This is a genomic window from Streptomyces sp. NPDC017676 (assembly GCF_044329325.1).
Lineage (GTDB): Bacteria > Actinomycetota > Actinomycetes > Streptomycetales > Streptomycetaceae > Streptomyces.
Genome location: NZ_JBIRJA010000008.1, coordinates 344,280 through 364,886 on the forward strand (window position 1 = coordinate 344,280; position 20,607 = coordinate 364,886).

The 20,607-nt window shown below is 74.3% G+C and carries 17 protein-coding genes; 9 read left to right on the plus strand and 8 right to left on the minus strand.

All coding sequences use genetic code 11. The features are described 5' to 3' along the window. Positions 1 to 11 precede the first annotated feature (11 nt). Complete coding sequence (locus tag ACH4LD_RS20045) at positions 12 to 800, plus strand: enoyl-CoA hydratase/isomerase family protein (RefSeq protein WP_132790929.1); 789 nt, start codon at positions 12 to 14, stop codon at positions 798 to 800. Here the strand turns inward: ACH4LD_RS20045 and ACH4LD_RS20050 are convergent, their stop codons facing one another. Together ACH4LD_RS20050 and ACH4LD_RS20055 are read right to left on the minus strand one after the other, a co-directional pair. Continuing rightward, entirely contained in the window at positions 801 to 1,274 is a 474-nt protein-coding gene (locus tag ACH4LD_RS20050; protein ID WP_398056244.1) for an SRPBCC family protein, read from the minus strand. An 82-nt stretch (positions 1,275 to 1,356) separates the two neighbouring features. Further along, positions 1,357 to 2,190 carry a DeoR/GlpR family DNA-binding transcription regulator gene (locus tag ACH4LD_RS20055; RefSeq protein ID WP_103816152.1) on the minus strand — a complete coding sequence of 278 codons (834 nt, stop codon included), beginning with the start codon at positions 2,188 to 2,190 and terminating at the stop codon, positions 1,357 to 1,359. A 260-nt stretch (positions 2,191 to 2,450) separates the two neighbouring features. Here ACH4LD_RS20055 and ACH4LD_RS20060 point away from each other — a divergent pair, with 260 nt between their 5' ends. After that, the gene (locus tag ACH4LD_RS20060; RefSeq protein ID WP_398056243.1) at positions 2,451 to 5,102 is read left to right on the plus strand and encodes a hypothetical protein; all 2,652 of its coding nucleotides are present in this window, start codon (positions 2,451 to 2,453) and stop codon (positions 5,100 to 5,102) included. 40 nt (positions 5,103 to 5,142) lie between these two features. Here the strand turns inward: ACH4LD_RS20060 and ACH4LD_RS20065 are convergent, their stop codons facing one another. The 4 genes from ACH4LD_RS20065 to ACH4LD_RS20080 form a co-directional block, all read right to left on the minus strand. Further along, positions 5,143 to 7,569: a right-handed parallel beta-helix repeat-containing protein gene (locus ACH4LD_RS20065; RefSeq protein WP_398056242.1), complete on the minus strand. Its 2,427-nt coding sequence runs from the start codon at positions 7,567 to 7,569 to the stop codon at positions 5,143 to 5,145. A gap of 229 nt (positions 7,570 to 7,798) precedes the next feature. Next, positions 7,799 to 8,404, minus strand: a complete 606-nt coding sequence (locus ACH4LD_RS20070; RefSeq protein WP_398056241.1) for a hypothetical protein — start codon at positions 8,402 to 8,404, stop codon at positions 7,799 to 7,801. A 204-nt stretch (positions 8,405 to 8,608) separates the two neighbouring features. Next, positions 8,609 to 9,433 (minus strand): MOSC domain-containing protein, encoded by an 825-nt coding sequence (locus ACH4LD_RS20075; RefSeq protein ID WP_398056240.1) that lies wholly within the window; start codon positions 9,431 to 9,433, stop codon positions 8,609 to 8,611. Positions 9,434 to 9,478: 45 nt separating this feature from the next. Continuing rightward, entirely contained in the window at positions 9,479 to 9,919 is a 441-nt protein-coding gene (locus ACH4LD_RS20080) for a DUF6643 family protein (RefSeq protein ID WP_132790939.1), read from the minus strand. Between the two features lie 276 nt (positions 9,920 to 10,195). Here ACH4LD_RS20080 and ACH4LD_RS20085 point away from each other — a divergent pair, with 276 nt between their 5' ends. After that, positions 10,196 to 11,449 (plus strand): TerD family protein, encoded by a 1,254-nt coding sequence (locus ACH4LD_RS20085; protein ID WP_398056239.1) that lies wholly within the window; start codon positions 10,196 to 10,198, stop codon positions 11,447 to 11,449. A 6-nt stretch (positions 11,450 to 11,455) separates the two neighbouring features. Here ACH4LD_RS20085 and ACH4LD_RS20090 read toward each other — a convergent pair whose 3' ends face one another. Continuing rightward, positions 11,456 to 12,649: a glycosyltransferase gene (locus ACH4LD_RS20090; RefSeq protein ID WP_398056238.1), complete on the minus strand. Its 1,194-nt coding sequence runs from the start codon at positions 12,647 to 12,649 to the stop codon at positions 11,456 to 11,458. A 39-nt stretch (positions 12,650 to 12,688) separates the two neighbouring features. Here ACH4LD_RS20090 and ACH4LD_RS20095 point away from each other — a divergent pair, with 39 nt between their 5' ends. After that, a complete protein-coding gene (locus tag ACH4LD_RS20095) occupies positions 12,689 to 13,474 on the plus strand; it encodes a glutamate racemase (RefSeq protein ID WP_398056237.1) in 786 nt (261 codons plus the stop codon). 105 nt (positions 13,475 to 13,579) lie between these two features. Next, complete coding sequence (locus tag ACH4LD_RS20100) at positions 13,580 to 14,125, plus strand: hypothetical protein (RefSeq protein ID WP_132790947.1); 546 nt, start codon at positions 13,580 to 13,582, stop codon at positions 14,123 to 14,125. A gap of 60 nt (positions 14,126 to 14,185) precedes the next feature. Here ACH4LD_RS20100 and ACH4LD_RS20105 read toward each other — a convergent pair whose 3' ends face one another. After that, complete coding sequence (locus ACH4LD_RS20105; RefSeq protein ID WP_398056236.1) at positions 14,186 to 15,157, minus strand: O-antigen ligase family protein; 972 nt, start codon at positions 15,155 to 15,157, stop codon at positions 14,186 to 14,188. A gap of 346 nt (positions 15,158 to 15,503) precedes the next feature. On the opposite strand from ACH4LD_RS20105, the gene lnt reads away from it, so the two are divergent. The 4 genes from lnt (at position 15,504) to ACH4LD_RS20125 (ending at position 20,567) form a co-directional block, all read left to right on the plus strand. Continuing rightward, positions 15,504 to 17,114, plus strand: a complete 1,611-nt coding sequence (gene lnt, locus ACH4LD_RS20110; RefSeq protein WP_398056235.1) for an apolipoprotein N-acyltransferase — start codon at positions 15,504 to 15,506, stop codon at positions 17,112 to 17,114. A gap of 101 nt (positions 17,115 to 17,215) precedes the next feature. Beyond that, complete coding sequence (locus ACH4LD_RS20115) at positions 17,216 to 17,695, plus strand: NUDIX domain-containing protein (RefSeq protein ID WP_132790953.1); 480 nt, start codon at positions 17,216 to 17,218, stop codon at positions 17,693 to 17,695. A 54-nt stretch (positions 17,696 to 17,749) separates the two neighbouring features. Then, positions 17,750 to 18,571: a 3-hydroxybutyrate dehydrogenase gene (locus tag ACH4LD_RS20120; protein ID WP_398056234.1), complete on the plus strand. Its 822-nt coding sequence runs from the start codon at positions 17,750 to 17,752 to the stop codon at positions 18,569 to 18,571. 76 nt (positions 18,572 to 18,647) lie between these two features. Further along, the gene (locus tag ACH4LD_RS20125; protein WP_398056233.1) at positions 18,648 to 20,567 is read left to right on the plus strand and encodes a helix-turn-helix domain-containing protein; all 1,920 of its coding nucleotides are present in this window, start codon (positions 18,648 to 18,650) and stop codon (positions 20,565 to 20,567) included. Positions 20,568 to 20,607 lie beyond the last annotated feature (40 nt).

A 20,607-nucleotide genomic window follows, 5' to 3' on the forward strand; every position in this document is an offset into this window, starting at 1 on the left:
AAAGCGACGACATGACCGCCCTCCCCCTCACGGCTCTCCCGGCCGGCCCCGTACGGCAGACCCTGCGGACCCACCGGGAGGGCCCGGTCCTCACCATCGAGCTGAACACCCCCGAGCACGGCAACACCGTCACCGACGCCCTGCTGGACGACCTCCTGGCCGTTCTCCAGGACCAGGACCCGGCGGTCCGCGTGCTCGTCCTCACCGGGAGCGGCGCCGACTTCAGCCTCGGCGGGGACCGGGGCGAGTTCGCCCGGCACCTCGCCGCCGACCCCACCGCCGGCGGCATCCGCGTGTCGGGAACCAAGGCGCGGCGCGTCTGCGACGCCCTGACCGGCAACCCGGCCGTCACCATCGCGCGCGTCCACGGCAAGGCCATCGGGGCGGGCATGGCCCTGGCGCTCGCCTGCGACCTGCGGGTCGGCTCCGAGGACGCGACCTTCCGGCTGCCCGAACTCGCCCTCGGACTCCCCACCGCCTGGGGCGGCCTGCTGCCCCGCCTGATCAACGAGGTCGGCGCCGCCCGCGTCCGCGAACTCGTCCTCACCGGCCGGGCTTTCACCGCGGCGGAAGCCCACTCCCTGTCCATCCTGCAGAAGGTGGTGCCGGCTCACGAACTGGACGCGGCCGTCGACGCCTGGGCCCGGCCCGTCGTGCGCCGCCCCCCGGCCGCGCTGCGCGTCACCAAGACCCTGCTCAACTCCCTTTCGGCCGCCTCCCGTCTGGCCGACGTATCGGCGCTGGACGCGGAACTGATGGCAGCGGTCGTGTCCGAGGCACACCACGCCCACGGCGGCTGATCACCGCCGGGACACGTACCCGTCCAGGGACGTCACCGCGTCACGGAAGGCGCGCCCCAGGCCCGCGCGGGCCAGCATGAGAACGAACCGGAACGGCGCCGTCCCATCGGCGGCGAAGGTCCACTGCACACGCGTCCCGCTGCCCCGGGGCGTGAGGCGCCACTCCTCGGCCAGGGCGCGGGCCCCGGGCGCGTTGGTGCTGTCCACACGGTAGACGTACACCTCGGGCGCCTTCGCGACGAGCACCGTCTCCGCGAACCTCCCCCCGCCCCTGAGCCGGATCTCGCGCCCGGAGCCGCCGTCGGTGACCCGGGCGAGCGTCACCGCGGAGAACCACTCGGCCCAGCCGGGCACGTCCTCGGCGAGCGCGCGGTAGACCCGCTCGGGCGAGGCGGAGATGTTCCGTGCGAAGACCAGGCGTACGGGCGCGGTCCCGATGAAGCCGGGATCCACCGGGCGCAGACGACGAGCCATGGACGAAACCCCCTCGTGACACTCCCGCAGCCGGTTGGACGCACGTCGTCAACCGGGCATCGTCACCTTAGCTGACGGGCTCTCAGATGTCAGTGCCGTCCTCGTCACCGGGCTCGCCCGCCACCAGCACCCGCAGATGCTCGGAGATCTCCGCGCGCGCCTCGGCGGGCAGACCTGCGTCGGTCACCAGCGTGTCCACCTGCTCCAGCGCGGCGAACGAACTCAAGCCCACCACACCCCACTTGGTGTGGTCGGCGACCACCACGACCCGGCGCGCGGAATGCACCAGCCGCCGGTTGGTCTCGGCCTCCGCGAGGTTCGGCGTGGACAGGCCGGCCTCCACCGATATGCCGTGCACCCCGAGGAAGAGCAGATCGAAGTGGAGCGCGGCGATCGCCTGGTCGGCCACCGGCCCCACCAGCGAGTCCGACGGGGTGCGCACCCCGCCGGTCAGCACCACCGTCGCCGCCCCCTGCCGCTGCCCCGAGGTGCGCTGTGCCGAGTGGAAGACGTCCGCGACCCGCACCGAGTTCGTCACCACGGTCAGGTCGGGCACCTCCAGAAGATGCTGCGCGAGCGCGTACGTCGTCGTACCACCGGACAGCGCGATCGCCGCCCCCGGGCTGACCAGGCGGGCCGCGGCGCGCGCGATGTCCTCCTTGGCGGTCAGCTCCAGCCCCGACTTCGCCTCGAACCCCGGCTCGTGCGTGCTCGCCTCGACCACCGGCACCGCGCCGCCGTGCACCTTCTCCAGCACGCCCTGGCGGGCGAGCGCGTCCAGGTCGCGACGCACGGTCATGTCCGAGACACCGAGCTTGCGGGTCAGTTCGTTGACCCGTACCCCGCCCCGGCGCCGGACCTCGTCCACGATCAGGGCGCGGCGCTGCTCCGCGAGGAGGTTCTGATTCTCGCTCACGTACGCTCCGGTCCTTTCGCCGCCATCCGTCCGACACGCCCGGTGCACCGGCTCCGACCAGGAAGTTCCCTCTGTCCGGCAGTGCGCGGGCGTCCCATCTTTTCACGGGTCGGCACCGGTTGCGCCACCGCGTCGTGACCCGTCCGCCGCCACACGGTTCGGGGAGATTCCGTGACGAGAGGTGTACGCGGCCGCCGGACCGGAGATCCTGAAGCGCGCACGACACAGGCGTCAGGCGTCACGGGGGAAGTGTCAGAACAGTGGAACGCGCGCAGGAGCGCCGGGCGGGGCAGCGGGAGCAGTGTCCCGGCGGAACGTACGTGGACCGGCCCGGGGAGCCGCCGGAGACCGAGCTGGAACTGCTGGTGCACGGGGTCGGCGGGACCACGCCGGAGAAGATGCTCGGCGACCCCCGCACGGTCCGGGTCACCGGCGACGACACGGCCGCCGTCTTCCGGCGCGCCGAGGACACCGAGGCCGCCCCGGACGGCACAGGCGCCGGGGAAGGGGCGGGGGGAGAGCGCGGGCGGGAGCCCCGGAGCGGACCGGTCCGGGAGGCGTACGTCTGGTGCAACCTCACCTCCGGCGACGGCAGCCGCGCCCTGTGGCTGTTGCTGCTGCCGTTCATGGTGGTGAACCTCGCCCACTGGATGCGCCCCGCCGCACCCGGCCGACCACGCGTCGTCCGGCTCTACGGCCTCCTGGTGCGTCTGTCGGCCCTCACCCTGACCGTGCTGCTGGTGGCCGCCGCCTGCGAAGTGGCGCTCGACCTGGTCGCCTGGCAGTGCGCGGGCGTCCAGTCCTGCGTCGGCCGCCACTCCTGGCTGGGCTTCCTGTCACCCGCCGCCGGCGGGTGGTGGAGCGCCCCCGGCCGCCGACTGGCCCTCGCCGCGACACTGCCGGTCACGCTGACCGGCCTGCTGTGGTACCTCTCCCACCGCACCTGGCGCGCCTACGAGTCCCACCGACCACTGTCCTCCACCCCGGACCCGACCGGTGACGACCAGGAGCCGTCCGGCGGCGGTCCTCGGCCGGCCGGCGAGGGACACGCCTTGGCCAGCGGTGGACCGGGACCGGGGAGCGGTGGTGCGGAGTCCGGCAGCGGTGGGTCGGGTTCGGCCAGTGGGGGGTCGGAGCCGGGTGGGGGCGGACGGGAGCCGGCCGGCAGTGGGGCGGAGTCGGGCAGCGGTGGACCCGTTCCGGGGAGGGACCGGTCGAAGTCGGACAGTGACGGCGTCGGGCCCGGCGCCCACGGCAGTGCGCTGGCCCGGCCCGGGTTCTGGTACGGGCGGCGTCTGGTCGCCCGGCTGCGCGCGGCGCACACCGCGGCCGGTCTGCTCACGGTGGCCGCCGCCGTCACCACCCCGGCGGCCCGCTTCGACCGCCGGCCCGGCGGCCCCGCGGTCCTGGACGTCCTCGGCCTGGGGCTGGCGGCCGCGCTGGTCGTCTGCGGGGCGGCGGTGGTCGTGGTGGTCTGCCGCCGGGGCCGCAGCGAGAGACGGCTCGACCAGCGGCTCGACCGGCACCTCGTACGCTGCCTGCCGCTCGCCGCGCTCGCCCTGCTGCTGCTCGGTCTGGTGTACGCCGGCTGGACCCGGCCCGACTGGCGGTCCATCGGCCGGCTGCCCGGTGACCCCTCCTTCGGCGCCCTCATGCTGGCCCAGGGCCTGCTCGTCGTCGCCCTCGCCGCCGTGGCCGGGTACCTGCACCGGCGCCGCCCCGACCCGCGCGCCGCGATGCGCGGTCTCGGCGGTCCCGCCGTCGCCCTGCTCGCCTGCGCGCTGGGCGGAGTGATCTCCGGCGGGGTCGCCCAGCGCGTCGCCGACTGGCTGGACGGCACCCGTGCCCTGCTCACCGGCCCGCCCGTCCTGCTGACCTGGCAGGCGTCCGTCATCCCGCCGCTCCTCGCGGTCCTGCTGCTCCTGGTCGCCGGGCTCGCCCTGCACACCGCCCGGCTCGCCCGAGCCGAACGGGACCGGGTCCGCCGCGAGCACCCCGGCGAGCCCGAGGACCCGGCCCGCACCCGCGCCATCGCCCACGCGCGGGCCATGGCCACCCTCACCGACCGGGCGCCGCTCGTCGTCGCCGTACTCACCGCCACCACCCTGGTCCTGGGCTCCGTGGCGCTGGCCGGGGCCCTCGCCACGAGGAAGACGCCCGACGGAGCGGCCCACCGCACGCACCACCTCGTCCAGGCCGTGGCCGAGACCTCGCAGGCGCTGGGCTCCTGGCTGGTCGGCCTCGGCTTCCTGCTGTTCGTGACCTGGGGCAGGCGGGCCTACAAGGACGCCTCGGCCCGGCGCACCATCGGCATCCTCTGGGACGTCGGCACCTTCTGGCCGCGCGCCGCCCACCCCTTCGCACCGCCCTGCTACGCCGAGCGCGCGGTGCCCGACCTGACCTGGCGCATGGCCACCTGGACCCGGCGCACCGGAGGCCGGCTGGTGCTGTCCGGCCACTCCCAGGGCAGCGTCCTCGCCGCCGCGGCGGCCTGGCAGTTACCGCCGTCCGTACGCGGGCGGGTCGCCCTGCTCACCTACGGCTCACCGCTGGAGCGCCTGTACGGCCGCTGGTTCCCGGCCCACTTCGGCCCGTCGGCCCTGGCCGCCCTGCACCACGACATCGACTGCTGGCGCAACCTCTACCGGCGCACCGACCCCATCGGCGGCCCCGTCCGCGTCCCCGACGACCCCTCCCCCGACGTGGACCACGAGCCCCTGCGGGACCCCCTCGCCTACGGCCGCACTCCGGACCACCCGCTGCCGGCCCCGATCCTCGGCCACTCCGACTACCAGACGGACCCCGCCTTCACCCGCGAACGGGCCCGCCTGCTCACCCGTCTGCACCCGGAGCTGCCGGGCCAGCGCCCGGAGCCGGGGCCTCGGGCCGGGACCACCGGACCCTCGGCGTGACGTGGTCGACGGGCCTGCCCCGGCCCGCCCACGGGACGGCTCAGGGCAGCTCCGGCAGGTCCTCCGCGTAGAGCAGGGTCAGGTCGTCGGTGGTCGGGTCGGGCAGCTGGGCGACGCGGCTCGCGTGGCGCTCCACCATCGCCTCGAAGGTCTGCCGGGCGGTGCGGCCGTTGCCGAACGCCGGGCCCTTCGGGATCGCCGTGAAGTACTTCAGCAGCGCCTCGGACGCGCCCGGCGCCAGCCGGTACTCGTGCTCGTCCGCCTGCTGTTCCACGATCCGCAGCAGTTCCTCGGGACCGTAGTCGCCGAAGGTGATGGTGCGGGAGAAGCGGGAGGCCACGCCCGGGTTGACGGACAGGAAGCGCTCCATCTCGGCGGTGTACCCGGCGACGATCACCACCACCGCGTCCCGGTGGTCCTCCATCAGCTTCACCAGCGTGTCGATGGCCTCCTTGCCGAAGTCCCGCCCGGCGTCCTCCGGGGACAGCGCGTACGCCTCGTCGATGAACAGCACACCACCGCGCGCCCGCTCGAAGGCCTCCTGGGTGCGGATCGCCGTGGAGCCGATGTGCTCACCGACCAGGTCGACCCGGGACACCTCCACCAGATGACCCTTCTCCAGCACGTCCAGCGAGGCGAGGATCTCGCCGTAGAGCCGGGCGACCGTGGTCTTGCCGGTGCCGGGGGAGCCGGTGAAGACCAGATGCCGCTTGACGGAGGCTGCCTTCAGCCCCGCCCGCTGCCGGCGCCGGCCCACCTCGATCATGTCGGTCAGCGCCCGGACCTCGCGCTTGACGCTCTCCAGGCCGACCAGCGCGTCGAGTTCCCCGAGCACGTCCTTCGACGTGCGCTGGGGCTTCTCCGGCTCCGCCAGGGAGACGGGCGAAGCCTGCTCCGCGGCCCGCTGCCCGGGGAGCGCGCCGAGCAGGCCGGCGGACTGCGTCGCCGTCTCCACGGCCGCCTCCCGGACCGCGGGCGCCCGGACACCGCCGCTCTCGTCGCTGGTGCAGTCCTCCACGACCGGTCCGGTCCCGGGCCCCGCGTCGGCGAACTCGTAGCCGCCGCGCGCGCACCGCTCCGTCCGGCACCTGCGCAGCGTCGTACGGCAGCCGTCGATCACATGGAAGCCGTAGCCGCCGCTGCCGGTGACCCGGCAGTTCAGGAAGCTGCCCCGGCCGCCCGCGGAGACGTAGAAGCCGGCCTCCGAGGGGGAGTCGACCGTGCACCGCTCGATGGTCGGGTCGGCGCCCTTGGTGACGATCACACCGGTCTGGGTGCCGTCCAGGCCGCAGTTGTTGAGCGTGCCGCCGCTGCCGTGGTCGCGGAACCAGGCACCGGTGGCCGCGTCCCTGATCCGGCAGTCGTCCAGCTGCGCGGTCGCCCCGTCGCTCACCGACACGGCCGTGTTGCGCACCTGCGACAGATCGCTGTCGACGACGTCCGCGCGGGAGCCGCGGTCCAGTACGAACAGCGCGTCCGGCACGTCGTGCACCCGGCAGGATTCCAGTACGGCCGTGGCCCCGTCGCTCACCCACACCGCCGGGTAGTCGCCGGTGCTGTCGAAGATCTCGCACTGGTTGGCGTCCACCCGGGTCCCCGGGTCCCACACCGACAGGCCGTTGCGCCCGAACCGGCGGACCGTCGTACGGGTCAGGGTGAGGACCGAGCGGGAGCGCAGGTCGACCGCGTTCTCCGGGATGTCGTGGAGGTGGCAGTCGGCGAGCGTGAGCACCGCGTCGGTGTCCAGGGTGATGCCGTCGGCGGTGGTGCGGTGCACCTCGCAGTCGGTCAGGTGCGCGGTGGCCCGCTGGGTGACCTGCACCCCGGAGCCGCGCACCTCGTAGATCTCGCAGCCCACCGCCTCCAGCGAGGTGTTCTCGCCGGTCGCGGTCAGCCCGGTGCCGGAGGCGTGGTGCACGCGGCAGCGCTCCAGCCGGGGACGGGCCCCGCCGCGCACCGCCACGCCCGCCTGCCCGGCCGCGACGACCTCGCACTCCTCGAACACCCCGCCCCCGCCGTCGAGTACGGAGATGCCGATGCCGGCCGGGTTGTCGACGGTGCACCGGCGCACGGTCGGGCGGGCGTCGCCGCGCACCTCGATGCCGGCGGCGGACCGCGTGACGATCCGCACGTCCATCAGCTCGGGTGTGCCCTCCTCGACCAGCAGCGCGGGCGCCGCCGCGTCCTGCCCCTCGATGTGCAGGTCCTGCACGACGGCCGAGGCCCGCACGGTGAGCGGAACGCCGTCCACCGGCGCGATCCGCACCGAGCCGGACGAGCCCTCGGGCCCGCGCAGTGTCACCGCCCGCTGGACGACGAGGTTCTCCCGGTAGGTGCCGGGGGCGATGGTGAGGACGTCGCCGTCGGCGGCGGCCTCCAGGGCGGCGGCGAGCGAAGCGTACTCACCCGTGCGGCGCCGCCACCGCGAAGTACCGGTGTGCGTCACCTGGACCGTGCCCTGTGCCATGGCGTTGCTGTGCCCCCACCTCGTCGTACTGATGGCTCGCGGCCCGCGGGGCGCTGCCGCCGGTGCCCGGACCGGGACCGTGCTCGGCCCTCGGGGCGTCAGTGCGTCCGCGCCCCTGGAGACCTGTGCGCCCCGGGGTTCACGCACCCGCGGGTTGTCGCCGAATGCGCTTCGGCCGGTCCACCGTAGCGCGTGCGTGGATGCCGAGTTGACCAGAGCCGGAAGGCCGTCAGCTCCCGGTGCCCGCCTTGCCCCAGTCCGGGCCCGCCCGGTCCCAGGCCTGGTCCCAGCGCGCGTACCGCCGGCGGACCAGGCGCCAGACGGTCAGCCGGTGCCCGCCCTCGACCAGGGCCGCGGCGAGCAGCGCCGCGCCGACTCCCGCGAGCACGGCGTGCGTCGTGGCCGTCGCGGAGTCCAGCGGGCGCGTCGTTATTCGGCCGTGCGGATCGGTCCACAGCCGGAAGTGGTCCCCACGGTGCGGGGACTTGAGGTCCGCCAGGACCGCGCCGTGCTGCGGGGTGCCGTCCGGCGCGGTCCAGTCGGCGAGCACCCGGCTGCCGGTCTCGCGCGCGGAAGTGGTGTCGGGGTCGGCCTCCGGCAGGGCCCCGCCCAGGTCCCGCACCACGGTGGCCTCGACCGGATGGCGCGTGTGCTGCTGCAGCCGGACGGACCGCTGGAGCGACTCCTGGGCGGCGGCGCCGACCAGGCAGCCGGTCACGGGTGCGGCCACGACGATGAGCAGCAGCGCCACCAGGGCCACCCACGCCTCGGCCAGATCGGTCGCGCGGCACAGCGGATTGCGCCGCCAGCGCCACAGCCCGCTGAGTGCTCGCATGTCCCCACCCCCTCCTGGTCCGCCGTGATCCCCGGCGTCCGCGCTCGTCCCCGGACCGGATCCGGTGCGAGCGATTCACGTCCGCCGCGGTACCTGGCGTACGCGGCCCTTCACGAATTTCTCACCCCTGCTCAACGCCCGGCACCCGCCCCCTGGTTCCCGGTCCGCCGGATCATCACCGACGGGCAGTGCGGGGGCCGGTCCCTACCCCAGCACCCGCACCGGGTCGCCGACCCTGATCGTGCCGGGGGAGAGGGGCACCAGGTTCTGGCCGAACAGCAGCCTGCCGCCGATCCTGCGGTGGCGCGCCAGGGTGCGCAGCGGTTCCCGGCCCCGTACGGCCGTGGCCTGGTCGGTGGTGGTCACCACGCACCGTCCGCTCGCCTTCGGGGCCCGGAAGACCACCTCGCCGACGGCGATCCGCGTCCAGTCGTCCTCGGCCCACGGCTCGGTGCCCGCGACGACGACGTTCGGCCGGAACCGGTTCATGGGCAGCGGGCCCTCGTGGGCGTTCGGCCCCTGCGCGATCAGGGAGTTGAGGGCGTCGAGCGAGGCCACCGTCGTGACCAGCAGGGGGTAGCCGTCGGCGAAGCTCACCGTCTCGCCGGGCAGGGCGTACTCGGGGTCGACCGGGCGGCGGGTGGCCGGGTCGTCCATGTGGACCAGGCGGACCTCGGCCCCCAGATAGGCGCTGCACCAGGCGTGTGCGGCCGGGCCGGCCGGGACCCCCTCCACCTTCGTGCCGAACACGTTCATCGGCACGGTCGCCGTCGGCTCCGGCACCTCGACCGTCAGCGGCGGCCGGCCGGGCGCGGACAGACGAAGGCCGCCGCCGGCCAGAGGCTCGGCGGCGGCCAGGGCGAGACGCGGCTGCTCGCGCTGCGTGACGACCTTCCCCCCGTGGTCGATCAGCGTCCAGCGCCGGTCGCCGGCCAGGCCCCAGGGCTCCACGACGGCCTCCCGGGGCGAGACGCCCCGGAACGCCTTGACCGGGTGGACGTGGATCGACTCCACTTCGGCGTGTCCCATGCCGTCCATCGTGCCAGGCGGCACGGACAGCCGGGGCGCGAGCGGTCAGTAACCGCGGTACTGCTGGTTGTTGTACGGGTCCTGGTAGGGAGCCGGCGCGGGCCGCGGCGCGGCCGGGCGCATGGCCTCGTACCCGTTGCCCGGTGCCATCGGCCGCTGCTGCTGCGGGGCCTGCGGACCGGGGTAGCCGCGCGGGGCGCTGGCCTGCTGCGGGATGTACGCCGTGGGCGCCTGCTGCAGCGGTGCGGGCTGCTGCGGCTGCGGGTAGCCGTAGGCGGGGGGCTGCTGCTGGGCCGGTGCCGCCGGGAGGGCGGGGAGGGCCGACGGCAGGGCGGGCAGGCTGCTGCCCGTGTCGTAGGCGGCGGGGACCCGGATCGGGGCGATCTGCGGGGTGCCCCGCTCGGCGACGAGCGAGTCGTAGATCGGGGTGTCCGGGAAGGAGGCGGAGTAGTAGCCGCCACCATAAGTGGAGCGGGGGGAGGTCATGGCACATAAGTTAAGCCCACGATGTGCTGGTTGGGGAGACCGATAAGAGGGTTGTTTTCCGTGTCGGCAGGAGCCTGGGATCCCCAATACGAGCGAACTTGGCAAAAAGGGACGCCGATCCACGTTTGGATCGTGTAAAGGCCGAGTTCGTCCCGGGTTACCGGCGGTTGACCGGCGATCTTCCTGTGCCGCTCATGGGCGGGCGACGCGCCCGGCAATAGGTTGTGCGGGTAGGGATGACACGGACGCGGGGCGAGACCCGGAAGCCGACACGTGATGGGGGCGGACATGTCAATGCCGAAAGGATCCAACACACCGGTGCCCACCACGGCACTGCGCGTCGAAGTGGGCTGGCGCTCCGGCCCCGGGATTCCGGACGCCGACGCCTCGGCGCTGCTGCTCGTCGCCGGAAAGGTGCGCTCCGACGGGGACTTCGTCTTCTACAACCAGCCCGCCCACTCCTCCGGCGCGGTGCGCCACGAGGGCAAGCGGACCACCGGCGGACGGGTCACCGACACCCTGTGGGCCGACCTCGCGCGCGTGGAGGGCGCCGTGGAACGGATCGTCCTCGCCGCCTCCGCCGACGGCGGAACCTTCGGGCAGGTCCCGGACCTCTCCATCGAGGTGACCGACGCCGCCTCGGGCCAGGTGGTCGCCCGCTTCGACAGCCCCGGCGCGACCGTCGAGACGGCCTTCGTGCTCGGCGAGTTCTACCGCCGCCAGGGCGGCTGGAAGTTCCGCGCCGTCGGCCAGGGCTACAGCAGCGGACTCGAAGGCCTGGCAACGGACTTCGGCATCACCGTCGACGAACCGCAGCGCGCCGCGCCGCCCGCCGCGCCGGCCCCGGTCACCACCCCGCCGCGCCCCGCCACGGCCCCCGCCCCGCCGCCCCCGGCCCAGCCCGTCCGCCTCTCCAAGGTCACCCTCACCAAGGCGGCCCCCTCCGTCTCGCTGGCCAAGCAGGGCGGCACCTCCGGGGCGATGCGGGTGAACCTCAACTGGCAGACACGCACACACTCCACGGGCTGGGGCCGCTGGGCGGGCGGCGGTGGCGACATCGACCTCGACCTGTGCGCGCTGTACGAACTCACCGACGGCCGCAAGGGAGTCGTACAGGCGCTCGGCAACGCCTTCGGCTCGCTCCACCGGCCGCCGTACATCCACCTCGACGGCGACGACCGCACCGGGGCCGTGGCGGCCGGCGAGAACCTCACCATCAACCTCGACCACAAGCAGGACTTCCGGCGCATCCTCGTCTTCGTCACCATCTACGAGGGCGCCCGTTCCTTCGCCGACCTGCACGCCACCGTCACCCTCCAGCCGCAGCACGGCGCACCCATCGAGTTCTCGCTGGACGAGTGCACCGTCGACTCCCCGGTGTGCGCGCTCGCTCTGATCACCAACACCGGCGGCGACCTGCTCGTCCAGCGCGAGGCGCGGTATCTGGTGCCGGAACGCGGATCGAGCCCGCAGCGGACCATGGACCGCGCCTACGGCTGGGGCATGAACTGGACGCCCGGCCGCAAGTGACCGGGCTCAGCCCTCGTCGGCCACGGCGTCCGGGCGGGCGTAGGTGCGGCCCTTCCACGCCGCCCCGCGCCCGCGGTAGTGCTGCACCGCCGAGTCGACCGTCATCAGCAGATAGAGGAACGCGGTGAACGGCAGCAGCGGGGCGAGCCACAGCGGCTGCCGGTAGTAGCGCAGCATCGGCACGTACGTCCCCGCCATCACCGCCCACGCCGCGGCCCCGGCGAGCGTGACCGCCCCGCTGCCGCCCGCCGCGCCCACGGCCACGGCGGCCGGCGGCACCAGGTACACCAGCGCGAGCCCGGCGACCGTACCGAGCAGCAGCGGGGGACTGTGCCGCAACTGCGCGTAGGCGCTGCGCGAGACCATCCGCCACAGGTCGCGCAACCGGGGATAGGGGCGCACGCTGTCCACCCGGTCGGCCAGCCCCAGCCAGACACGACCGCCCGAGCCCTTCACCGCGCGCGCGAGCGCCACGTCGTCGATGACGGCGTGCCGGATGGCCTCCGGGATGCGCGCCTTCTCGGCCATGTCCGCGCGCAGCAGGACGCAGCCGCCCGCCGCCGCGGCGGTGCGCGAGCCCGGCCGGCCGATCCACCGGAAGGGGTACAACTGCGCGAAGAAGTACACGAACGCCGGGACCACGAGCCGCTCCCACAGGCTCGCCACCCGCAGCCGCGCCATCTGTGACACGACGTCGAAACCGCCCGTCTCGGCCGCCGCCACCAGCTCGCGCAGGCTGTCCGGCGCGTGTGCGATGTCGGCGTCCGTCAGCAGCAGGTATTCGGGGTCACGCGCGCGTGCCAGCCCGATGCCGTACCGCACCGCCCACAGCTTGCCCGTCCAGCCCGCCGGCGGCTCCCCCGGCGATCCCACCGTGAGCGGCAGCCCGCCGTGCCGCCGGGACAGCTCGCGGGCCAGGTCCCCGGTGCCGTCCGTGCTGCCGTCGTCCACCAGGAAGACCTCCGCCCGCCCCGGATAGTCCTGCGTCAGCAGCGACGGCAGGCCGGCGGGCAGCACGGCGGCCTCGTCACGGGCCGGTACGACCACACAGACCGACGGCCACGCGTCCGGGTCCCGGCGCCCCGGCAGCCGGACGTCCGTGCGCCAGAAGAAGCCCTGGCCCAGCAACAGCCAGCACCAGGCGGCCAGTGATACGACGGTGATCCACAGGAAGGCGCTCACGGCCGCAGTCTGCCCCACCCGACCGGCTCATGAGCACGCATCGTCTATCGTGGCCGGGTGAAGATCGCGCTCATGGACTCCGGAATCGGCCTGCTGCCCGCCGCCGCCGCGGTACGTCGACTGCGACCCGACGCGGATCTCGTACTGTCGTGGGACCCGGACGGCATGCCCTGGGGACCGCGCACCCCGCAGGACATCACGGAACGGGCCATCGCCGTCGCCGCGGCCGCCGCCGCACACGACCCCGACGTCCTGATCGTCGCCTGCAACACGGCGTCGGTGCACTCCCTGCCGGCGATGCGGGCCCGCTTCGAGCCGGACCTGCCGATCATCGGTACCGTACCGGCGATCAAGCCGGCCGCCGCGGGCGGCGGGCCCGTCGCGATCTGGGCGACCCCGGCCACCACGGGAAGCGCCTACCAGCGCGGTCTGATCGAGGAGTTCGCCGCGGGCGTGGCCGTGACCGAGGTGGCCTGCCCCGGCCTCGCGGACGCCGTGCACCACGCGGACGACGCGGCGATCGACGCCGCCATCGCCTCGGCCGCCGCCCGCACCCCCGACGACGTCACCACGCTCGTCCTCGGCTGCACCAACTACGAGCTGGTCGCCGAGCGCATCCGGGCGGCCGTCCAGCGGCCCGGCCGTCCGCCGCTCATCCTGCACGGCACCGCCGGCGCGGTGGCCGCCCAGGCCCTGCGTCGGATCGGAGCGGAGTCGGTCCCGGCCGCCGTCGCCGACACCACGCTCACGGTGCTGCTGAGCGGCCGCGAGGCGACCCTCCCGGACACGGCGCTCTCCTACGACGAAGGCCGCTTCCTCCAGGCCGTCAGCCCCGTGCGCTGACCGGCGCGGAACCGGCCCGGCGGCGCGGTCCGCCGTGCCCCGGCCGGGCCAGTCACCCTGTGCCACTCCCTACCCGCGCTGCGAAACCTGAGTAACCTCGTAGACATGAGGGACCACCCCGACGCCGACGACACCCCGCGCCCGGACGTCTGGACGGGACGCGCCACCAACCGGGTCCAGTGGCTGCTCGCGCTGGTCGGTGCCGCCTGCATGGCGCTCGGCATCGAGCTGGCCGTCGACTCGGCCTGGAGCTCCGGCACCGCCCCGCTCGTGATGTCGGTCGTCGGCTGCATCGCGGCCGGCCTACTGGTTCTCTTCGGCACGCTCGCCTTCGTGCACGTCGACCTCAAGCTCGACAAGGAGTGCGTCGAAGTGCGCTGCGGGCACATGGGCCTGCCACGCCGCCGCATCCCGCTCTCCCACGTGGCCGGCGCCGACTTCACCGCTCTCGTCACCCCCCGGCACTGGGGCGGCTGGGGCTACCGCTGGCGCCCCGAGAAGGGGACCGCGGTCGTCGTACGCCGTGGTGAGGGCATCGTGCTGCGCCTGTGGGACGGCCACACGTTCACGATCACCGTGGACAACGCGGAAACGGCGGTACGGGTCATCCGGGACCGCCTGCGGACGATCAAACCGGGGACGGCGGCCTGACCCGTCGCGCCGGGACGCCCGCGCCGGCAGCCGGCACCCATGGCGCTCACCGGCCCCCGCTCAAAGCCCCGGCGCCGCCGTCCGGCCCGTCCACGGGCGGGCCGTGGCCCAGCCGGCCAGGAGGGCCGCGCCTGACGTCACCGTCGTGAAGCTCAGGGCGTTGCTCGCCGAGGAGAGGACGGCCAGCGCCGTCAGGGCCGCGGCGGCGGTGAGGGCGACGGGCGTGGGGCGCGGGGTGCGCCACAGCGCGTAGAGGACCCAGCAGAACACGGCGACCAGCAGGAACACCCCGACCAGGCCCTGCTCGGCCGCCAGTTGCAGGGGAGCCGAGTGCGGTCTGCCGTCGGACAGCAGGGTCCGCGGTGCCCCGGGGCTCAGGTCGCCGAACCGGCCGGGGCCGATCCCGAGACCGCTGTTGCGGCCCGCGAGCTCCAGGGCGTCCCGCCACAGCCGAACCCGGTGCGCGCTGAACCGCCCTTCGATCACCCCGGTCAGGTGGCCGGGCAGCGCTTCCCCCGCGACCGCCCAGATGGTCGCCGCCACCAGGCCCGCAGCCCCGGCCGTCCCCGCCAGCCACGCGCCCCGGCTGCGCGCCGAGCCGGCGGCGAGCGAGCACAGCAGGACCACGGCGCTGGCCACACAGCCCGCCGTCGACCCCAGTACCGCCCCGGCCGCCACGACGGCGCAGGCGAGCGCCCGCAGCGCCAGCCGGAGGACCGGTACGGCCGTCGCCCAGGCGGCACAACACGCGGCCCCGGTCGCCAGCGTCAGCAGGGCGGCCGTGGCACCGGCGTGCCCGAGCGGAGCGGCGTACCAGGGACCGGGGGAGAGCGAGGGCAGCGTCACGGCGAGGGCGAGTCCCGCGCCGGCCCCGGCGCAGGGCGCGGCGACCGGCAACAGCGCGCCGGAGACCCGGCCCGCGGCATACCCGGCGGCCACGGCGAGCACCGCGAGCAGCATGCCCTCGGGCCGCCCGTCGTGGGCCGCCGCGGTGATCAGCGACCACCCGGCGCAGGCGCCCAACAGGATCATGCCCGTCCCGTCGGAAACGTTTCTTCGCGTGCTGTGGGCATCCGCACCGTACGCACCGGTCGCGGACCCCGTCCCCGTCGACCCCACCCGCCGCCCCTCGTACCCGGTCCCCCGACCTGTGGCAGGCCACGGCCGCGCGCCGGGTCCGGCCGCGCCGCCGAAGCTGGGCACACCGTAACGGCTCATGACCGGTTTGGGGACGTGTGCGGAGCAACACGGCGATCCCGCGGCGTCGCGAGGACCATCCCGCCACCCCGGGAACAGGCGCCGACCAGCGGCGAACGCCGGTGTACGGGGGCCCGACCGCGCTGTCGGCGGTGACGTCACCCGCCGTACACTCACCCGGGTGACCGTCACCGCTACTTCCGTGGACCAGTCGGACCAGCTCCAGCCGCGCCGCACCTCCGGCGCGCGCGGTGGCCGGTTGCTGCGCCTGGTCCCGGCCGCCGCCTCCGTGCTCTGCGGAGTGCTGCTCTACGTCAGCTTCCCGCCACGCGCCCTGTGGTGGCTGGCCCTGCCCGCCTTCGCCGGATTCGGCTGGGTGCTGCGCGGCCGGAGCTGGAAGGCCGCCCTGGGCCTCGGCTACCTCTTCGGGCTGGGCTTCCTGCTGCCGCTGCTGGTGTGGACCAGCGTGGAGGTCGGCCCCCTGCCCTGGCTGGCGCTCGTCGCCATCGAGGCGGTCTTCATCGCGCTGGTCGGCGTGGGCGTCGCCGCCGTCTCCCGGCTGCCCGCCTGGCCGGTGTGGGCCGCGGCCGTGTGGACGGCGGGCGAGGCGGCACGCGCGCGCGTGCCCTTCCAGGGCTTCCCGTGGGGCAAGGTCGCGTTCGGCCAGGCGGACGGCGTCTTCCTGCCGCTCGCCGCGCTGGGCGGCACCCCGGTGCTCGGCTTCGCGGTAGTCCTGTGCGGCTTCGGCCTGTACGAGGCCGGCCGGCTGATCGCCGAGCGGCGCCGGAACCGGGTCGTGCGCCGCGCCGCCGCGACCGCCGCGCTGCTCAGCGTGGCGGTACCGGTGGTGGGCGCGGTCGCCGCGCGTACGCTGGTGAGCGACTCCGCGGAGGACGGCACCGCGACCGTGGCGCTCATCCAGGGCAACGTGCCGCGCGCCGGGCTGGAGTTCAACGCCCAGCGGCGCGCCGTGCTCGACTACCACGCGCGCGAGACGCACAAGCTCGCCGCCGACATCAGGACGGGCAAGGCCGCCAAGCCGGACTACGTCCTCTGGCCGGAGAACTCCTCCGACATCGACCCCTTCGCATACCCGGACGCCGCCGCCGTCATCGACCAGGCGGCCAAGGACATCGGCGTGCCCATCTCCGTCGGCAGCGTGGTCGAGCGGGACGGGAAGCTGCTCAACGAACAGATCCTGTGGGACCCGGTCAAGGGACCGACACTGACCTACGACAAGCGGCAGATCCAGCCCTTCGGCGAGTACCTTCCGCTGCGCTCGCTGGTCGGCGCGATCAACAAGAGCTGGACCGAGATGGTCCACCAGGACTTCAGCCGGGGCGCGAAGCCTGGCGTGTTCGACATCGACGGCGCCAAGGTGGGCCTGGCCACCTGCTACGAGGCCGCGTTCGACTGGGCCGTGCGGGACACGGTGACGCACGGCGCGGAGATGATCTCCGTGCCGAGCAACAACGCCACCTTCGACCGCAGCGAGATGACCTACCAGCAGCTCGCCATGTCCCGCATCCGCGCCGTCGAGCACAGCCGCACCGTGACCGTGCCGGTGACCAGCGGGGTCAGCGCGGTCATCATGCCGGACGGGCGGATCACCCAGAAGACCGGCATGTTCGTGCCCGCCTATCTCGTCCAGAAGGTGCCGCTGCGCACGTCCACGACCCCCGCCACCGAGCTGGGCATCCTCCCGGAGATCGCCCTGGTGCTGGTGGCCGCGGGCGGGATCGGCTGGGCGATCGGGTCCGGACTGCGCGCCCGGCGCGCCGGTGACGCGTAGCCGTACGCAGGTCGTACGCGTGCCGTACGACCGCCGTATGACCGTCATACGACCCCTGAACCGGCCCTGACGTGGTGCACCGGCCCGCTAGGGTCGGGATCATGGCTACTCCCGATTTCATCCGCACGCTCAGGGCAACCGCCGGTCAACAGCTGCTGTGGCTCCCCGGGGTCACCGCGATCGTCTTCGACGACGAGGGCAGGGTGTTGCTCGGCCGGCGGTCCGACACGCGCAAGTGGTCGGTGATCGGCGGTATCCCGGAGCCGGGCGAGCAGCCCGCTGCCTGTGCGGTGCGGGAGGTCTTCGAGGAGACGGCGGTGCACTGCGTCGCCGAGCGGGTCGTCCTGGTGCAGGCGCTGGACCCGGTGACCTATCCCAACGGCGACACATGCCAGTACATGGACATCACCATCCGCTGCCGGGCTGTGGGCGGCGAGGCCCGGGTCAACGACGACGAGTCGCTGGAGGTCGGCTGGTTCACGGTCGACGCGCTGCCCGAACTGAATGAGTTCGGGCTCTTCCGGATCAAGCAAGCCATGTCGGATGCACCCACATGGTTTGACCCTATGACTGTCGGCTGAAGTATGGGTGGTCACCATATGTGGTGACCGTGGGGCTCCGCTTAGGGTCGGCACATGACCTCGCCCACCCCCCTTCCAGGGCCCGGCCCCCGACCCCAGCCCCTCAGCCTCGACCTCGGCGGGCGCACCGCACTCGTCACCGGTGCCGCCAGCGGCATCGGCCGCGCCTGCGCGCTGCGGCTCGCCGCCGCCGGGGCCGAGGTGCGCGCCGTCGACCGGGACGCGGCCGGCCTGGCCGAGCTGGCCCAGCAGGCGGAGCGGACCGGCGACCTCGCGGGCACCGTCGTACCCGTGGCCGTGGACCTCACCGACCTGGACGCCGCCGAACGCGCCGCCGCCGGCACCGATGTGCTGGTCAACAACGCCGGCCTGCAACTCGTGCGGCCCATCGAGGAGTTCCCGCCCGAGGTGTTCCACACGGTGCTCACCGTGATGCTGGAGGCGCCCTTCCGCCTCATCCGCGGCGCCCTCCCGCACATGTACGCGCAGGGCTGGGGCCGGATCGTCAATGTGTCCTCCGTCCATGGTCTGCGTGCCTCGGCCTATAAGTCCGCTTATGTGGCCGCCAAACATGGCCTCGAAGGACTGTCCAAGACGGCCGCCCTGGAAGGCGCCGCCCATGGAGTGACCTCAAACTGTGTGAACCCGGCCTATGTGCGCACCCCACTGGTCGAGAAGCAGATCGCCGACCAGGCACAGGCGCACGGCATCCCCGAGGACCGCGTGCTCTCGGAGGTCCTGCTGAAGGACAGCGCCGTGCGGCGGCTCATCGAACCCGAGGAGGTCGCCGAGGCCGTGGCCTACCTGTGCAGCCCGCAGGCGTCCTTCGTCACCGGCACCTCGCTCGTCCTGGACGGCGGGTGGACGGCCCACTGACCGGCCCGGCGGCACCGGCTCCGGGAGTTTTCCACAGGGCTGCCGGGCCGGGTGGCCCATACGGAATCCTGTGACCATGTCCCGCGATCACCTGCAGTCGGCACCCAGCGGCAGCGCCGAGGCACCGTACCTCGACCTGCTGGCCCGCGACGCCTCCGTCGAGGCCTACGAGCAGCCCGTGCTGCGCGCCCGAGTCGAGGGCGAGCCGGCCGACCGCGTCGCCGCGCTGGAAGAGGCCAGACTGCTCGCTCTGCGCGTACGCGCGGAGCTGGAGGGCCGCCGACGGCGCGAGGCGGAGCTGTCGGCGCTCTTCGAGACCGCCCACGACCTGGCCGGACTGCGTGATCTGGACGCAGTGCTCCAGGCGATCGTGCAGCGCGCCCGCTCCCTGCTGGGCACGGACGTCGCCTACCTCAGCCTCAACGACCCGGCCCGCGGTGACACCTACATGCGGGTCACGGAGGGCTCCGTCTCCGCCCGCTTCCAGCAACTGCGCCTCGGCATGGGAGAGGGGCTCGGCGGACTCGTCGCCCAGACCGCGCGGCCGTACGTCACCGACGACTACTTCCAGGACGCCCGCTTCCAGCACACCCTCACCATCGACGCCGGCGTCCGCGACGAGGGGCTGGTCGCCATCCTCGGCGTCCCCCTGATGCTCGGCCCGCACGTGATCGGCGTCCTGTTCGCGGCGGACCGGCGCGCGAGGGTCTTCGAACGCGGGCAGATCGCCCTGCTCGGCTCCTTCGCGGCGCTCGCCGCGGCGGCCATCGACACCGCCAACCTGCTCACCGAGACCCGCGCCGCCCTGGCCGGCCTGGAGCACGCCAACGAGATCATCCGCGACCGCAGCGCCGTCATCGAGCGCGCGTCCGACGTCCACGACCGGCTCGCCGAACTCGTCCTGCGCGGCGGCGGAGTCCACGACGTGGCCGCCGCCGTCTCCCAGGTCCTCGCCGGAACCGTCGAGTTCACCGAGGCCGCGTCCGCACCGCCCGAGGCGCTGGAGGCGTCCCGCGCCGAGGGACACGCGGTACGGCACGGCAGCGACTGGATCGCCGCGGTCGCCGCCGGCGGCGAACTCCTCGGCGCGCTGGTCCTGCGCGGCCACCCCGGCCTCGACCCGGTCGACCAGCGCACCCTGGAGCGCGCGGCGATGGTCACCTCCCTGCTGCTGCTCGCCCGCCGCTCCGCCGCCGAGGCCGAACAGCGCGTGCGCGGCGAGCTGCTGGACGACCTGCTGGACGCGCGCGACCGGGACCCCCGGCTGCTGCGCGAGCGCGCCAGCCGCCTCCAGGCGGACCTGGACGCCACCCACGTCGTCCTCGCCGCCCGCCTCGACGGCCCGGCGGCCGACGCCGACGAGGAGGCCGCGGCCCGCCGCCGGCTCTGGTCCGCCGCGTCCCACCTCGCGGCCACCCGGCAGGGCCTTGCCGCGGCCCGCGACGGCGGCACGGTCCTGCTGCTGCCGCTCGGCGCCGGCGACACCGCCACGGACGTGGCCCGCCGCACCGCCCGCCATCTGGGCACGGCCGTCCACCAGCCGGTCACGGTCGGCGCCTCCGCACCCGTCACCGACCTCGCCGCGCACCCCGAGACCGTGGCGGCCGCCTACGCCGAGGGCCGCCGCTGCCTGGACGCGCTGCACCTGCTGGGCCGGGCCGGGGACGGCGCGGCGGCCGAGGACTTCGGCTTCCTCGGCCTGCTCCTCGCGGGCGAACGGGACATCGCCGGGTTCGTCGAGCGGACCATCGGCCCGGTGGTGTCGTACGACGAGCGGCGCGGCACGGAACTGCTGCGGACCCTGGACGCCTACTTCCAGGGCGGGATGAGCCCGGCACGCACCAAGGACGCGTTGCACGTCCATGTGAACACGGTGGCGCAGCGGCTGGAGCGCGTGGGCCGCCTGCTGGGCGAGGACTGGCAGACGCCCGCGAGGGCCCTGGAGATCCAGCTGGCCCTGCGACTGCACCGGCTGGCGACCCCGGGACGCCACTGACCGGCCCCGCGCGGGGGCCGGTCAGAACGTCGGTGCGGTG

Coding starts and splice junctions, on each gene's coding strand:
- ACH4LD_RS20045 (WP_132790929.1), top strand. CDS start 12: ATGACCGCCCTCCCCCTCACGGCTCTCCCGGCCGGCCCCGTACGGCAG.
- ACH4LD_RS20050 (WP_398056244.1), bottom strand. CDS start 1,274: ATGGCTCGTCGTCTGCGCCCGGTGGATCCCGGCTTCATCGGGACCGCG.
- ACH4LD_RS20065 (WP_398056242.1), bottom strand. CDS start 7,569: ATGGCACAGGGCACGGTCCAGGTGACGCACACCGGTACTTCGCGGTGG.
- ACH4LD_RS20070 (WP_398056241.1), bottom strand. CDS start 8,404: ATGCGAGCACTCAGCGGGCTGTGGCGCTGGCGGCGCAATCCGCTGTGC.
- ACH4LD_RS20075 (WP_398056240.1), bottom strand. CDS start 9,433: ATGGGACACGCCGAAGTGGAGTCGATCCACGTCCACCCGGTCAAGGCG.
- ACH4LD_RS20080 (WP_132790939.1), bottom strand. CDS start 9,919: ATGACCTCCCCCCGCTCCACTTATGGTGGCGGCTACTACTCCGCCTCC.
- ACH4LD_RS20085 (WP_398056239.1), top strand. CDS start 10,196: ATGGGGGCGGACATGTCAATGCCGAAAGGATCCAACACACCGGTGCCC.
- ACH4LD_RS20100 (WP_132790947.1), top strand. CDS start 13,580: ATGAGGGACCACCCCGACGCCGACGACACCCCGCGCCCGGACGTCTGG.
- ACH4LD_RS20105 (WP_398056236.1), bottom strand. CDS start 15,157: ATGATCCTGTTGGGCGCCTGCGCCGGGTGGTCGCTGATCACCGCGGCG.
- ACH4LD_RS20115 (WP_132790953.1), top strand. CDS start 17,216: ATGGCTACTCCCGATTTCATCCGCACGCTCAGGGCAACCGCCGGTCAA.
- ACH4LD_RS20120 (WP_398056234.1), top strand. CDS start 17,750: ATGACCTCGCCCACCCCCCTTCCAGGGCCCGGCCCCCGACCCCAGCCC.
- ACH4LD_RS20125 (WP_398056233.1), top strand. CDS start 18,648: ATGTCCCGCGATCACCTGCAGTCGGCACCCAGCGGCAGCGCCGAGGCA.